Here is a 15248-nt window from a genome sequence, read left to right on the forward strand (position 1 = left end):
TCGTATGACTTGAGATTAGTCACGCCCCCGGGAAAGCGAAGCCGGAAAAAGAGACGAGCCCGCGTGCGACACGCGGGCTCGTGGGTGTAGGACGCGAAGGCGCTCGCGCGCCCTCGAAACCCAGTGTTCAGTCCGCGGTCAGTTCGCGGCCCGCCAGGCCGACGCGGTTGCCGAACTCGTGGCACGCGGCCTCGAAGCTGCGGATCTCGAACAGCGCCTCTTTCAGGCTCATCTCGCCCGCATCCATCAGCTTGCCGGCGAGGTGCTCGGTGAGCGGCTTGAGGCGGGCCAGCATCGCGCGCGTCTCGCCGTACAGGCGCTCGCTCTGCGCTTCCATGATCCCGCGCGTTTCCTCATCGAGGTGGCGGCTCGAACCGTCGTTGGACAGCGCGCCGAAGTTCAGCCGCGTCTTGCGGAACATGCCCATCTCGCCCACCGCGTGGTGCAGCAGCTTCGTCACGCGCGTGATGTCGTTGTGCGCGCCGTTGGTCGTGCCCTGCTCGCCGAAGAACAGCTCCTCGTTGGCCATGCCGCCCAGCAGCACGCGCACGTCGTGCTCGATGTCGCCCTTGGTCTTGAGCAGGTTCGCGCCCTGCTTGTGGAAGACGAAGCCCAGCGCGTTGTTGCGCGGGTTGGCCTTCAGGGAGATCTTGATGGTCTTCATGTCGGCCTGGATCTTCTCCCAGTCGCCGCCGGCTTCCTTGCGTTCGCGCTCGAAGTCCACGAGGAAGTGGCCCCACTCGTGGATCGCGATGATGCGGCGGTCCCGCTCGCGCTCCTTCGTGGTGTTGGTGTTGACGTTGCCGACCAGCACGCGCTCGGCGGCGAGCATCAGCGTTTCCGTGCCGATCATGTCGCCGGCCTGCACCGCGCTGATGCCGGCCTGGTTCACGATCGTCTCCAGGTCCGCCGGGCTGCGGCCCTCGGTCAGCTCCACGAGGTGGCGCAGGTCGAGGTCGGGCAGCACCTTGTCCGCGCGCTGGGACAGGTAGTGGCCGATGATCGCCAGGCGTTCTTCCTTGTTGGGCATGCGGAAGTCCACCTTCATCTGGAAGCGGCGCAGCATGGCTTCGTCCATCTGCATGGATTCGCTGTTGAAGTTGGACGCGACGATCCAGATGATCTCGCCGTCGCTCTTGGTGCGCACACCGTCCAGGATCGCGAGCAGCGAGTTCTGCGTGTCGTCGTCGAACTTGCGGTGGCCGCCGCGCTTCATGAAGAGGTCCTGCGCCTCATCCAGGAAGACGATGCAGCGCTTGCGGCGCTTGGCCATCGCCGCGATGCGCGACAGCGTGTTGGAGCCGCCCGCGACGTAGCCCGTCTCCAGGTTGGCCGCGGAATGGAACAGGATCGGCAGGCCCAGCTCCTTGGCGAGGTAGCTCGCGAGCTTGGTCTTGCCGGTGCCGGCCGGGCCGCTGAACATCACGTTGAACGGCTTGTTGATGCCGTACTCCGCGTATTCGGTGCGGCGTTCGTACTGGTCCTTGATCTGCGCCACTTCGCTCTTGATGTCGTCCATGCCCACGAGGTCGTCGATCGAGCCGTGGATCTGCGAGGGCTCCAGGAACTTCAGCGACTTGAACTGGCCCTTCAGCTGGAACAGCAGGAAGCCGATCAGGCCGACCGTCAGCGTCGCGGAGAGCACGCCGCTCACGCCGGCCTTCCAGCCGTCCTTCTCGGATTGCGGGCGGGCGCCGGCGAAGCGGTTGTCCAGGCGCTCGAGCACTTCGACGCTGGCCGGGTCGAGGTCGGCGCGCGGCACGAAGGCGAGCTTGCCGCCCCAGGGCGCGTTCACGGCCTTGTCCGCGAAGATCTTGGTCTCCATGTCGCTCGGGTAGTAGGCGTACTGCTTGCCCTGCGATTCGACGAGCACGATGCGCTCGGAGACGTTCCACATCAGCGGCTTGTAGATCACCGTGATGCGGTCCACGGCGTTCGCGTCGAGGAAGCTCAGGACGGAGCCGCTGCCGAACACCACGGGCAGCTTGGGGTTGAAGGTCCACACGGCGCCGCCCTGCGGCTCCGCGGCGGTCATGGTCTTGACCTCCTCGGCGACGGCGGCCTGCTTCTGCATCAGCGAGACCGAATAGATCGCGGTGGCGGGGATCAGCACGGCGATCGCGATGACGAGCGTGCGGATGGCGAGCGACTGGATCGAGAACCAGTCCTGCAGGCGGGCGACGTGCTTGCGCAGCTGGAACCACAGGCTGGGCGCGACGGCTTGCTGCGCGTTCTCGGGCGTGGGTTGCGGGCTGGCCGAAAGATCCGACATGTGTGCTCTTTCATCATGCAAGTCACGGGCTCACGTTCGACACGGACGTGACGCTCGAGCCTTGCTCGGGTTGAATCGGGAAGAGCTGCCGGCGAACGCCGCGGCTGGGTTGTTGTTGCTTTTTTGCCGCTGGGGCGTGACACCGGGCTCGAGCCCCTTTTGTCAGTGCAATCCTACAGAGACTCGCGATTGCAAGCCAGCGACAGGGTCAATGAAGCGGTCATGGTCGAGCCACGCGTGACATATTCACGCGGGGGTGCGCCATGGGGTGTTGCGAAAGGGTTGTAGGACAGCGCCGCTATCGCAAATGGATGAGGGGAACCTGTTGGCGCGGCGCGTGTCGAACACGCAAGCCGGGTTTTCTTCAAGTTTCTTCCCCCGGCTCTTCGATCCCTCGGCCTCAAAAACCGGGGGATTTTTTCGCGCGCGCTCAGACCGAGTCGAGCCAGCTCAGCGCTTCGCGTTCCGCGCCGAAGAGGGCGATGGCTGGGCAGGGCGTGGAAGAGCCTTCGGGCGCGCAATCCGCGTCCACGAGGTCCGGCGTCGCGACGACGCCGACGCGTGTCTTGGGGGCCAGCGCGCGGCGCAGGCGGTCGCAGATGAGGAACTTGCCCTGCGCGTCCGGGGCAGTGGCCACGCGGCTGAGGTCGATCAGCACGTGGTCCTGCCGCAGCCGCGAGACCGCCGCCTTGACCATGTAGGCCAGCTTGAGCGCGTCGCCGTTCTGCCAGCGGCCCTCCACCTGGAAACGCATCAGGGGACCATCATGACGGGAAGCGACGACTAGGTTCATGGCTCGGCAATTGGAAGAGTGCCGCGAGAATGACACAGCCATTTGTAGCGCGCCTGATACAAGCGCATCAATGGTTGCCAAGCGCAACAGCAGGCGCTACATCGCGAGCGGCTGCAGCAGGCTCAGGCGATTGCCTTCGGTGTCGCGAAAGCTCACGTAGTGGCCGACGCCCGGGATCACCATCGGTTCGCCCAGCACTTCCCCGCCCGCAGCTTTGACCTTCTTCATCGCGCCCTGGATGTCCTCGACGGCGACGACCACGGAAGGATACTGGTCCGGCCAGTCGGCCTTGCGCTCGAAAAATCCGCCGTCGATGGCGCCGCGGTGGCCTTTCGGACCGTCCTTGTCCGAAGTCGTCGCCACGACGTAGTTGCCCATGTCGGGCCCCAGCTTGTTCATCGTCCAGCCGAACGCCTGTTCGTAGAACGCCGCGATGCGGTCGCGGTTGCCGTAGGGAATCTCGAAATGCACCACGGGGTTCATGCGTTGCTCCTTGATGTGCGATGAAGGTCAGCGCCCGCCCAGCCCCATCGCCCGCGTGATCACTTCCTTCATGATCTCGTTCGTGCCGCCGTAGATGCGCTGGACGCGGGCGTCGGCATAGGCGCGCGTGATCGGGTACTCCCACATGTAGCCGTAGCCGCCGTGCAACTGCACGCATTCGTCCATCACCTTGCATTGCAGGTCGGTGGTCCAGTACTTGGCCATGCTGGCCGTGGCGGTGTCGAGCTTGTCCCCGCACACGAGTTCGAGGCACTTGTCGACGAAGACGCGGGCGACCTGCACTTCGGTCTGCAGTTCTGCGAGCTTGTAGCGCGTGTTCTGGTAGGCCGCGACGGGCTGGCCGAACACCTTGCGGTCCTTCGTGTATTGCACCGTCCAGTCGATGGCCGCCTGCGCGGACGCCACGGCCGTCACCGCGATCTGCATGCGCTCCCACGGCAGCTGCTCCATGAGGCAGATGAAGCCCTTGTTGCGAAACGCCTCGCCGCCCAGCAGGTTCTCCGCCGGCACGCGCACGTTGTCGAAGAAGAGCTCGGAGGTGTCCTGCGCCTTGAGCCCGAGCTTCTTCAGGCGCTTGCCCTTGTCGAAACCGGGCATGCCGCGTTCGACGAGGAGCAGGCTCGTGCCCTTCGCACCTGCCGCCGGATCCGTCTTCGCGACGACCACCACGAGGTCCGCGTGCCAGCCGTTGGTGATGAAGGTCTTGCTGCCGTTCAGCAGGTAGCTGCCGTCCGCCTGCGCGATGGCCGTGGTCTTCACGCCCTGCAGGTCGCTGCCCGCCGCGGGTTCGCTCATCGCGATCGCGCCGATCATCTCGCCGCTCGCGAGCCGGGGCAGGTACTTGCGCTTCTGGTCCTCGGTGCCGTAGTGCAGGATGTACGGCGCCACGATCTCGCTATGCAGGCTGTAGCCGATCCCGGTGAACCCGCCGCGCGCGAGTTCTTCCATCTGCACCACCGAATAGAGCTTGTCCGCGCCCGACCCGCCGTATTCCTGCGGCAGCGTGGCGCACAGGAAGCCGTTGTCGCCCGCCTTGTTCCACACCTCGCGGGCCACGTAACCCTGCTCTTCCCACGCCTCGTGGTGCGGCGCGATTTCCCTGTCCACGAAGCGGCGGAAGCTGTCGCGGAACGCTTCGTGGTCGGCGGTGAAGAGGGTACGTTCGATCATGGCGTTTCAATATACTGCAGATGCCCTCAAACGCCCCTGGAGCACACCATGACAGAAGCATTCGTCTACGACGCCATCCGCACGCCGCGGGGCAAGGGAAAGAAGGACGGCAGCCTGCACGAGGTCAAGCCCGTCAACCTGCTGGCGGGCGTGCTCACCGAGCTGCAGCGCAGGAGCGACTTCGACACCGCGCAGGTGGACGACGTCGTGATGGGCGTCGTCTCTCCCATCGGCGAGCAGGGCTCCGTGATCGCCAAGGTCGCCGCGCTCAAGGCCGGCTGGGACTTCCGGTGCTCGGGCGTGCAACTCAATCGCTTCTGCGCTTCGGGCCTCGAGGCCGTGAACATGGCGGCGCAGAAGGTGCGCTCCGGCTGGGAGGACCTCGTCGTCGCAGGCGGCGTGGAGAGCATGAGCCGCGTACCGATCGGCTCGGACGGCGGCGCCTGGGCACAGGACCCGGAAACGAACACGGCCACGTCCTTCGTGCCGCAGGGGATCGGCGCCGACCTGATCGCGACGCTCGACGGCTTCACGCGCGACGACGTGGATGCCTTCGCGATGGAAAGCCAGAAGCGCGCGGCGAAGGCGCGCGAAGGCGGCTTCTTCGCGGGCTCCATTGTCCCGGTGAAGGACTTCCTCGACCAGACCCTCCTCGACCACGACGAATTCATCAAGCCGCACACCACCATGGAAGGCCTGGCCGCGCTCCGGCCCGCGTTCGAGCAGCTGGGCGCGATGGGCTTCGACCAGGTCGCGATCGGCCGCTATCCGCAGGTCGAGCGCATCCACCATGTGCACCACGCCGGCAATTCGTCGGGCATCGTCGACGGCGCCGCGGCCGTGCTCATCGGCAGCGAGGCCGCGGGCAGGACGCACGGCTTCAAGCCGCGCGCGCGCATCGTCGCGGCCGCGTTGTCCGGGGCCGACCCCACGATCATGCTCACCGGGCCGATGCCCGCCGCGCGCAAGGCCCTCGCCAAGGCCGGCCTCACCATCGACCAGATCGACCTGTTCGAAGTCAACGAGGCTTTCGCGGCGGTGCCGATGCGCTTCATGCGCGAGATGGGCGTGCCGCACGAGAAGGTCAACGTGAACGGCGGCGCGATCGCCATGGGCCATCCGCTCGGGGCGACGGGCGCGATGATCCTCAACACGCTGATCGATGAATTGCACCGGCGCAACCTCCGCTACGGCCTCGCCACCCTGTGCGTCGGCGGCGGCATGGGCATCGCCACCATCGTCGAAAGAGCCTGAGATGAACACCATCCGCTACGAACTGCAGGACGGCATCGCGACGATCACGTTCGACGAGCAGGGCTCGCCCGTCAACACGATGTGCGCCGACTGGCAGCATGACCTGACCGAAGTCACCGCGCAGGTCGTGAAGGACAGGGACGCGATCCGCGGCATCGTGCTCGCCTCCGCGAAATCGACTTTCTTCGCCGGCGCGGACTTGAAGGCCACGTTGCGCCTCGCGCCGGCCGACGCGCCGATGGTGTTTCGCGAAATCGAGCAGATGAAGAAGAACTTCCGCACGCTCGAAACCCTGGGCAAGCCGGTCGTGAGCTGCCTGAACGGCACCGCGCTGGGCGGCGGCTGGGAAGTTGCGTTGGTCGGCCACTACCGAGTAGCCGTGGACAACCCCAGGATCCAGTTCGGCCTGCCGGAGATCACGCTGGGCCTCATCCCCGGCGCGTCGGGCATCACCAAGATGACGCGCCTGCTCGGCCTCATGGGTGCGCAGCCCTACATCCTCGAGAGCAGGCTCTTTCCGCCGCGCGAGGCGCTGGAGCTCGGGCTGGTGCACGAGCTCGTGCCCGACGCCGCGGCGCTGCGACCGGCGGCTCTCGCCTGGATCGAGCGCCACGCCGGCGCCGCGGCACCGCCGCACCACCCGTGGGACGACAAGAACTACCGCATGCCCGGCGGCACGCCGGCGGACCCGAAACTTGCGGGCCTGCTCAGCGTGGCGCCGGCGGCGCTGCGGCAGAAGACGCGCGGCCTGTATCCCGCGCCGGAAGCCGCGCTCGCGGCGATGGTCGAAGGCGCGCAGGTGGACTTCGACACGGCGCTGCGCATCGAATCGCGTTACCTCGCGAAGCTGGCCGTGGGCCCCGTGGCGAAGAACATGATCAACACGTTCTTCTTCAACATGAACGCGATCAAGTCGGGCCGGTCGCGACCGGGCGATTCGCCGAAGTGGAAACCCGGGAAGGTCGGGCTGCTCGGCGCCGGGATGATGGGCGCCGGCATCGCGTACGCGCAGGCGAGCCGCGGCATCGCCACGGTGCTGAAGGACGTCTCGCTCGACAAGGCGGAAAACGGCAAGGCCTACAGCGCGAAACTCACGCAGGCGCGCGTGGAGAAGGGCCGCATGGGCCCGCACGAGCAGGCCGAACTGCTCGCGCGCATCACGCCGGCCGAATCGGTGGGCGACTTGCGCGGCTGCGACCTCATCATCGAGGCCGTCTTCGAGAACCGCGAGCTGAAGGCGCGCGTCACGAAGGAAGCCGAGCCGATGCTGGCCGAAGGCGGCTTCTTCGCGAGCAACACGTCGACCCTGCCGATCACGGGTCTCGCCAAGGCCAGCGCGCGGCCGGACAAATTCATCGGCATCCACTTCTTCAGCCCGGTCGACAAGATGAAGCTGGTCGAGATCATCCGCGGGGCGAAGACCGACGACGAGACCGTCGCGCGCGCGTTCGACTACGTGCAGGCCATCGGAAAGATCCCGATCGTCGTGAACGATTCGCGCGGCTTCTTCACCTCGCGCGTGTTCGGCACCTTCGTCATGGAAGGCGCCGCGATGGTGGATGAGGGTATTCCGGCGCCGGTGGTGGAACAGGCGGGCCTGCAGGTGGGCATGCCGGTCGGCCCGCTCGCGGTGCTGGACGAAACGGCGCTCTCGCTGTCCGTGCACGTGCTCGACCAGACACGCACCGACCTGCGCGCCGAGGGCGGCACCTACATTGCGACGCCGGGCGAGCTGCTCGTCGAGCGCATGGTCAAGGAGTTCGACCGCAACGGCCGCGCGGCCGGCGGTGGCTTCTACGACTACCCCGCCGAGCGCGGCGCGAGGAAGTCGCTCTGGCCGCAGCTCAAGCCGCTCTTCGAAAAGCCCGGCGTCGCCTGGGACATGCAGGACCTGAAAGACCGGCTGCTTTACCGCCAGGCGGTGGAGACGGCGCGCTGCCTCGCCGAGGGCGTGCTCACCACCGTGCACGACGCGAACATCGGCTCCATCTTCGGCATCGGCTTTCCGGGGTGGACGGGCGGCGCGATGCAGTTCATCTACGGCACGGGCATCGACGCATTCCTCGCGCGCGCCGCGCAGCTCGCGGCGAAGTTCGGGCCGGGCTTCGAGGTCACGGCCCGCGTGCGCGAAGCGATCGGGCAGCACCGGCCGCGGTGATGGACGGCGAGGCAGCGTCCACCCGGCGCAAGCGGTCGATCCTCGCCGGGCTCGACGCGGCCGCCGTCTCGGTGCCCATGACGCTGGGCGGCACCGTCATCCTGTATTCGCAGATCGCACCGGAGTGGCTCGCGAGCGGCGTCCTCGCCGGCTGCCTGGGCATGGTGCTCGTGCACGCCATGACGGCGCACATCCACCGGCCCGTGGTCTATGCGGCGCGCTTCTTCGAAGCCGCCACGCTCGCAGCGATGGTGCAGCAGATGGCCGCGCAGGCGCCGAACTGGGGACTCGCCAACACGGCCTCGGTGCGCGTCGCCATGGCCTGCATCGTCGTCGCGCTCGGCGGGATGGTGCTCGGCCTGCTGTGGATGGCGCGTGCCGAGCGCTTCGCCCGCTTCGTTCCGGCGCCGGTCTACGTGGGCTTTACCAACAGCGTCGCGGTGCTGCTCGTGCTCCTGCAGATTCGCGCGCTCTGGCACCAGGCTAGCGACGCCGCGCCGGGATCGCCGGTGGTGCCCTTCATCGCATTCATCGCCGCCCTTGCCGTCGCGCTGCGCCGCTGGCGGCCGATGTGGCCGCCCGGCGCGACCGCCCTCCTCGCCGGCGCGCTGCTCGCCCTGCTGCTGGCGCGGCTCGGGCCCGCGCCGCTGCCGCTGCTGTCGGTGGGTTCGGGCCTGGTGCTTCCGGTGCAGCTCGCGGATTTCCGCGCGATGACGGCGGCCGGCGTGCAGACACCCGCACTGGTGCTGGAGCTGGCGCAGAACGGCATCATCCTCGGCGCGCTCGTGTTCCTCAACACCGTCGTCACCGGGCAGATGCTCACCCAGAACGACGAGCGCCAGGGCATGCGCCGCAGCGACGCGCTGCTGCAGTCCGCGGCGCTCGCGTGGGCCGGGGCGATGGGCGCGGCGCCCATCTCGGGCGGGCCCAACGTCGCAGCCATCGCTTCGCGCCGCGCGATGGTCACGCCGCTCGTCGTGTGGACCGTCGCGGTCGCGATCACGCTGGTGTACGCGACGCACATCCTCGCTTTTGTCCCGCTCGCCGCATTGACGGGCATCTTCATCGCCGATGCATGGGCGATGTGGGACAGGCCTTCCGCCCGCAACCTCTGGACCTGGCTGCGCGGCCGCCCGCTCGCCACCAACGCGAAGCAGGACATCGTGGTCATCGTGGGGGTCATGGCGGCTTCGCTGCTCGTGAACATGGTCGCCGCGCTCGTGGTCGGCCTGCTGCTGGGCCTGCTGCTCCACGCGCTGCGCAACACGCGCAGGCCCGTGCGCCAGGCCTGGACCGGCCGGGAGATCGGCTCCAATTGCGCGCGCTCCGGCAACGAGCGCAGGCTGCTGCGCAGCCACGGCGACGAGATCCGCGTGCTGCAACTGGACAGCAACCAGTTCTTCGCATCCGCCGCCCAGCTGAGCGCCTCGGTGAAGGAGCAGGTGGCGGGCGCGCACACGGTCGTGCTGGACTGGTCCGGCGTGCGCAACATCGACACGAGCCTGATCCAGACATTGGCGCGGCTGGAGTCGCACGCGGCGAAACAGGGCGTCCTGCTGGTGCACGCGGGCACGGAGCTCGAGCAGGAACACCTCAATCAGGAATTCGCGCAGCACCTGCCGCGCGCGCTTCTCGTGGCGGACCTGGACCGCGGCCTCGAGCTCGCGGAGAACCGGCTGATCGAGAAGTACCAGCAGGAGATGGAAGCGACGGGCATCACGACCGCGGAGGACTCGAGCTTCCTGCGCGGCCTCTCGGACAGCGAACGCGAGGAAGTGACGCGGCGCATGGTCGTGCGCCACTACGCGCCGGGCGAGGCCATCGTGACTCGGGGCGAGGTCGCCGATGGCATCCACCTCGTGCTCAAGGGCACGGGCAGCGTCGTCATCGCGTTCGACGACAAGCCCTCCGTGCGCCTCGCGGGCGTGCGCAACGGCACGCTGATCGGCGAGATCGGCTTCCTCGATGGCGCGTTGCGGTCCGCCACCGTCATCGCCGACTCGCCGCTGATCGCGATGCTGCTGGCGCGCGAGGCGTTCGACGAGCTCGCGCACGCGCATCCGCGCATCGCGCAGCAGCTTCTCATGAACATCTCGCTGGACCTCGCGTCGCGCCTGCGCAGCACGACGATGCAGGCGGCCGCGCGGCACCGCAACACGGTACCGGCCGGCCGCTAGCTCAGTAGGCCAGCTTGGGGTACCACTTCTCGCCGCGGCCGGCGGGCGTCAAGTCCAGGATGTTCCACAGCGGCGCGATCTCCGGCGCCTCGCGCGGATCCTGCCCGGGGTCGGCGGTGCTGGCGCCCATCTCGCCGCCCCAGAAGTGGCGCACCACGCCGTCGCGCTTGACCCAGACGTCCAGCGCGGCCCACTCCCCGTCGGGCTGCAGCGCGTGGTAGTCGCGAGCGAAGTCGTCGCCGACACAATAGAACTCGAGATTGCGCCAGCCGCGCTCGCGGGCGAAGGCGAGCTGCCGCGCCACCGGCGAGCGGCCCAGCACGGCGAATGCGACGCGCTGCGTGATGTCGCGCATCGGGATGTCGAGCGAACCCAGCCAGGACGTGCACATCGGGCACGGCCGTTCGCGCTGGGGCCCGAACATCCAGAAGTAGGTCACCAGCGTGTCGTGCGCACCGAACAGGTCGGCCAGGCCTACCGTCTTGCCGTTCGCGTCCTGGAACCGGTAGTCGGGTGGCTGGCCGCCCAGCGGCAGTTCGCGGCGCATCGCCGCGACGCGCTCGATGTGGCGCCGCAGTTCGATCTCTTCCGCGAGCAGCCGGGTGCGGGCTGCGCGGTACTCGGCGCTGTCGTTGGGATAGGGAGTGGCGGCGGCTGCCGCGAGCTCCGCTGCGGGTTTCAAGGTGGACACGGTTGCTCCTGGTGAAAGTGGACAGGGATACGACGAACGAGTCGCCTGGGAATCGACATCCCCCGCGCAACCCAGCCACGGCTCACTCAGCCTTGATGTTCGCCTCTTTCACCACGCGCGCGTTCGCGGCGTGTTCCTTCTCGATCACCGATGCGAACTGCTGCGGCGTCCCGGTGCTCACCACGTTGTCCAGCTTGCGCAGCTGCTCCTGGACATCCTTGTCGCCCAGCACCTTGTTGATGTCCGCGTTCAGGCGCTGCACGCGGTCTGCCGGCATCGACGCGGGGGCGTAGAAACCGAACAGCGACGTCAGGTTGGCTTCGGGAAACCCGAGCTCGGCGAGGGTCGGCACCTGCGCCATCGCCGGCAGGCGGCGCGGGCCGGTCACCGCGAGCACGCGCAGCTTGCCCTCGTCGATCAAGCCGTTGATCGCCGCGAAAGGGTTGGCGACGAACAGGTCGAACTGGCCGCCCGCCGCATCGGTGATGAGCTGGCTGCCGCCCTTGTAGGGCACGTGCGTCAAGTCGGCGGCGGACTTGCGCCGGATCTGCTCGATCATTATGTGGCCGAGCGTGCCGAAGCCGGAGCTCGCGATGCTCACCTTGCCCGGCTCCGCCTTCGCCATCGCGATGGCGTCGTTGAAGCTCGCGCCCTTGAAGCGTTTCGTCGCCAGCACGTACACCGGCGAATACATCACCGAGGCGACCGGGACGAAGTCCTTGATCGGGTCGTACTGCACCTTCATGATGTGCGGGTTGAGCGTCAGCGGGCTGATCGCCGCGAAGGCCAGCGTGTGGCCGTCGTCGGCCTTGGCTACCGCGTCCATGCCGATCGTGCCGCCCGCCCCTGCACGGTTGTCCACGATGACGGATTTGCCGAGCATCGGCTGCAGCTTGTCCGCGAACATGCGCGCGACCACGTCGTTCACGCCGCCCGCCGGGTACGGCACGATGATGCGCACCGGCCGCGTGGGCCAGGCGGCCTGCGCGCGCACGGCGAAGGGCAGCATCGTGGCGGTGAGGGAGCCCAGGCCCAGGACCAGGGCGTGTCGTCGGGATGTCATGTCGTTCTTTCTTGCCGTGTTCACGGATGTTGTTCGAACCACTGCCGCGCCAGCGTGTCCCAGAAGGCCGCGCCGGGCCCGAGGATGTCGTCGTTGAAATCGTAGGCGGCGTTGTGCAGGTTGACGCCCGGCTTGCCGCCGCGACCGTTGCCGATGAAGCCGTAGGCGCCCGGCACCTTCTCGAGCATGAAGCCGAAGTCCTCCGACGTCATCGCGGGCAGGACGTCCGCGTGCGCGTTGCCTTCGCCGACCATCTGTCCCATCACGCGCGCCATGAAGCGCGCCTCGTCAGGGGTGTTCACCGTCGTCGGGTAGCCGGGCTTGATGATGACCTCGGCGGTCGCGCGATGCGCCTGCGCGATGTGCGTGCTGACGCGCTCGATGCCCTCCACGAGCTGCTTCAGTGTGGCGGCGCCCAGCGTGCGGCAGGTGCCGTAGATGAACGCGTCGTTGGGGATGATGTTTTCCACCGTGCCCGATTCGATCTTGCCGACGGTGAGCACGGCGCTGTCCAGCGGGTCGACGCCGCGCGACACGAGCTTTTGCAGCTCGCCCACGATCGCGCAGGCCACGGGGATCGGGTCCACCGTCGTGTGCGGCTGCGCGGCGTGGCCGCCCTGGCCGTGCACGCGGATCTCGAAGCGGTTCGCGGACGCCATGATCGGCCCGATGCGCACGCCCATCTGCCCGGCGGGCAGCGCGGGCCAGTTGTGCAGGGCGAACACGGCGCGCATCGGAAATTCGTCGAAGAGGCCGTCTTCCATCATCAGGCGCGCGCCCGCGCCGCCCTCCTCGCCCGGCTGGAAGATGAAATGCACGGTCCCGTCGAAGTCGGGGCGTTTGGCGAGCAGCGTCGCGCCGCCCAGCAGCATGGTGGTGTGCCCGTCGTGGCCGCACGCGTGCATGCGGCCGGGGTTCGCGCTCGCGTAATCGAAGGCGTTGGTCTCCTGGACAGGCAAGGCGTCCATGTCGGCGCGTAACCCGATGGCGCGGCCCGGCTTGCCCGCGTTCGGCCCGGTGCCGCGCAAGGTCGCGACGAGGCCGGTGCCGCCGAGGCCGCGCCGCAGCGGCAATCCCAGTGCCGTGAGCCAGGATGCCACCTGGTCGGAGGTGCGCGTCTCCTCGAACTTGAGTTCGGGGTGCGTGTGCAGGTCGCGCCGGAACTTGATGAGCTGGCCGATGTAGGGGGTGACGTCCGGAGGTGATTGCATGACCGGCCCGCCGAGGAAAAGCTTCGAGCGGGCCCGATCGATCTTAGTCCTTCGCCATGCGGCATGGAGCCGCACCGTCCGTCAGCACGCCGTGACCGACCAGTATTTCGGCGTCCACTCGGGCGGGCTGTTGACATTCCAGGCCGTCGCGGAGGCATCCGTGGCGGTGTAGAGCGTGCCGTTGCGCAGCACCCGGTCGCCGGGCATGTAGCGCATGGTGGTGTTCCATGCCGCCGCGGTGCACGACGGTGCCGGTGCGGGTGCGGGCGATGGGGCTGGCGCTGGCGCTGGAGCAGGCGCTGGCGCAGGCGTCGGCGCGGGAGCTGGCGCCGGCGCGGGCGCCGGTGCGGGCGCCGGGGCGGGTGCGCCGCAGCTCGTCACCGACCAGAGGCTGGGCGTCCATTCCGGCGGGCTGTTCACATTCCAGGAAGTCGCGGATTGCTGGGTGGCCACGTACAAACTGCTGTTGCGCGTGACGGTATCGCCAGGCATGTAGCGCGTGCTCGTGTTCCACAGGGGCGGGTTGCACGAAGGTGCAGGTGCAGGTGCAGGGGCTGGCGCAGGCGTGGGGGCTGGTGCAGGAGCCGGCGCCGGGGCAGGAGTCGGCGCGGGTGCCGGCGCAGGCGCACCGGCCGATCGCGTGTAGAGCAGTCCCGTCGATTGCGTATTGAAGCCCCCCGTCGCGGCCGCCATGCGGCCGGCATTCGCCGACATCGTCATCGCCCGCCAGTTCGTGTCGCTGCCCGGCATCGCCTGCGCCGCGAATGTCGCGCCCCCATCGCTCGACAGCAGGACGCGCCCCGGCGTCGAACCGGTGTTCGAGACCGTGGCGCCTATCGCCGTTCCATCCGCGGACATCGCGAGGAAGGTGTAGTCGGCCACCAGGCTGTAGCCCTTGGTCCAGCTGGAGCCCCCGTCGTGGGACACGTAGATGCCGGTGCCCGGCCCGCCGCCGAAGGAGTTGGCGACGACCGCCATCGTGTTGCCGTCGGCGGACAGCTTCACGCGATACCAGTGCTCGGCCACGGTGGTCTTCGGCGAGCCCACCGCCACGGTGATCGCCTTCCAGGTCATGCCGGTATCGGCCGAACGGTAGATCTCGCCGTTGTGCGAGACGGCAACGATGACGCGTCCGTCGGATGAGCTGTCGACCCAGCGCCACCAGCGCTCCTGCGGCGCATCGGGAAGGGTCGCCAGGCGCCATGTCGCGCCGGCGTCGTCGCTGAGCACGATGCGGCCGTTCTGGATCACGACGGCGATGTGCCGCCCGTCCTGCGACATGCTCACCGCCTCGAAGTTGATGCCGTTGGCGTTGTAGACCAGCGGGCTGTTCGTCACCTGTGTCCACGTGGCGCCGCGGTTGGTGCTCCTGTACATGCCCACGCCGTATTGCACGGCAAGGATCAGGTCGCCCGTGCCGGAGATCGCGCTGGAAATCCAGATGCCCGACGGGCTGTTGCCGGCGGTCCAGGTGGCGCCCGCGTCGGCGGAGACGAGGATCGAGCCGCCGGCGGTGCCTGCCGCCAGCACGTCGCCGGCGGCATTCGTCGACATCGAATGCCAGATGAGCGGCGTCGGATACGCCACGTTCCACGCAGAGGCGATGGCAGCCCGAAGCGGGGCGACGGAGGAGGACGCGATGCCCATGGGCGCCGGTGCTTCCCCCGCGGGACCGCCGTCACCTCCGCCGCCGCAAGCGCTCAGCCAGAGCGCGGCCAGGGTGGTGAGGGCGAGGCGGGTGCGGTACTGCTGCATCGGGGAGCCTGTGGTTGAGGCTTCGAGGGTGACGCACGCTGCCGCTGCGGCTTGTAGGTGGGCGAAGCACGAATCCGTCAGCCGCCGCTGAAACACTCGCTTCTACCTTGAAGAAACCGGCCGCCTGCCCGATCCGCGACCGGACCTGGAGCCGCTGTGGGGACTGATGAGCTCCCACCGGAAACCCCGCCATGCACGCG

General features: G+C 68.2%; 11 protein-coding genes. 3 read left to right on the forward strand and 8 right to left on the reverse strand.

Features of this window, described 5'->3' with window-relative positions; genetic code table 11:
• Positions 1-127: 127 nt before the first annotated feature.
• The 4 genes from I5803_RS03240 to I5803_RS03255 all read right to left on the reverse strand — a co-directional run bounded on the left by I5803_RS03240 (position 128) and on the right by I5803_RS03255 (position 4739).
• Complete coding sequence (locus I5803_RS03240; protein WP_196984980.1) at positions 128-2272, reverse strand: AAA family ATPase; 2145 nt, start codon at positions 2270-2272, stop codon at positions 128-130.
• Positions 2273-2702: 430 nt separating this feature from the next.
• Positions 2703-3065: a hypothetical protein gene (locus I5803_RS03245; protein WP_196984981.1), complete on the reverse strand. Its 363-nt coding sequence runs from the start codon at positions 3063-3065 to the stop codon at positions 2703-2705.
• Between the two features lie 96 nt (positions 3066-3161).
• Positions 3162-3548 (reverse strand): VOC family protein, encoded by a 387-nt coding sequence (locus I5803_RS03250; RefSeq protein ID WP_196984982.1) that lies wholly within the window; start codon positions 3546-3548, stop codon positions 3162-3164.
• 27 nt (positions 3549-3575) lie between these two features.
• Positions 3576-4739 carry an acyl-CoA dehydrogenase family protein gene (locus tag I5803_RS03255; protein ID WP_196984983.1) on the reverse strand — a complete coding sequence of 388 codons (1164 nt, stop codon included), beginning with the start codon at positions 4737-4739 and terminating at the stop codon, positions 3576-3578.
• Positions 4740-4787: 48 nt separating this feature from the next.
• On the opposite strand from I5803_RS03255, the gene I5803_RS03260 reads away from it, so the two are divergent.
• Genes I5803_RS03260 through I5803_RS03270 form a run of 3 tightly spaced genes read left to right on the forward strand, consistent with a single transcriptional unit; the run spans position 4788 to position 10328 of the window.
• Positions 4788-5993 (forward strand): acetyl-CoA C-acetyltransferase, encoded by a 1206-nt coding sequence (locus I5803_RS03260; RefSeq protein ID WP_196984984.1) that lies wholly within the window; start codon positions 4788-4790, stop codon positions 5991-5993.
• A gap of 1 nt (position 5994) precedes the next feature.
• Positions 5995-8151: a 3-hydroxyacyl-CoA dehydrogenase NAD-binding domain-containing protein gene (locus tag I5803_RS03265; RefSeq protein WP_196984985.1), complete on the forward strand. Its 2157-nt coding sequence runs from the start codon at positions 5995-5997 to the stop codon at positions 8149-8151.
• Entirely contained in the window at positions 8151-10328 is a 2178-nt protein-coding gene (locus I5803_RS03270; protein ID WP_196984986.1) for a cyclic nucleotide-binding domain-containing protein, read from the forward strand. Before I5803_RS03265 ends, I5803_RS03270 begins: the two co-directional genes overlap by 1 nt.
• 1 nt (position 10329) lies before the next feature.
• Here I5803_RS03270 and I5803_RS03275 read toward each other — a convergent pair whose 3' ends face one another.
• The 4 genes from I5803_RS03275 to I5803_RS03290 all read right to left on the reverse strand — a co-directional run bounded on the left by I5803_RS03275 (position 10330) and on the right by I5803_RS03290 (position 15048).
• Entirely contained in the window at positions 10330-11019 is a 690-nt protein-coding gene (locus I5803_RS03275) for a DUF899 family protein (RefSeq protein ID WP_196984987.1), read from the reverse strand.
• An 82-nt stretch (positions 11020-11101) separates the two neighbouring features.
• The gene (locus I5803_RS03280; RefSeq protein ID WP_196984988.1) at positions 11102-12082 is read right to left on the reverse strand and encodes a Bug family tripartite tricarboxylate transporter substrate binding protein; all 981 of its coding nucleotides are present in this window, start codon (positions 12080-12082) and stop codon (positions 11102-11104) included.
• 20 nt (positions 12083-12102) lie between these two features.
• The gene (locus I5803_RS03285; RefSeq protein ID WP_196984989.1) at positions 12103-13293 is read right to left on the reverse strand and encodes a M20 aminoacylase family protein; all 1191 of its coding nucleotides are present in this window, start codon (positions 13291-13293) and stop codon (positions 12103-12105) included.
• A gap of 81 nt (positions 13294-13374) precedes the next feature.
• A complete protein-coding gene (locus tag I5803_RS03290) occupies positions 13375-15048 on the reverse strand; it encodes a sialidase family protein (protein ID WP_196984990.1) in 1674 nt (557 codons plus the stop codon).
• Positions 15049-15248: the final 200 nt, after the last annotated feature.

It is taken from the genome of Caenimonas aquaedulcis (assembly GCF_015831345.1).
Classification (GTDB): domain Bacteria; phylum Pseudomonadota; class Gammaproteobacteria; order Burkholderiales; family Burkholderiaceae_C; genus Ramlibacter; species Ramlibacter aquaedulcis.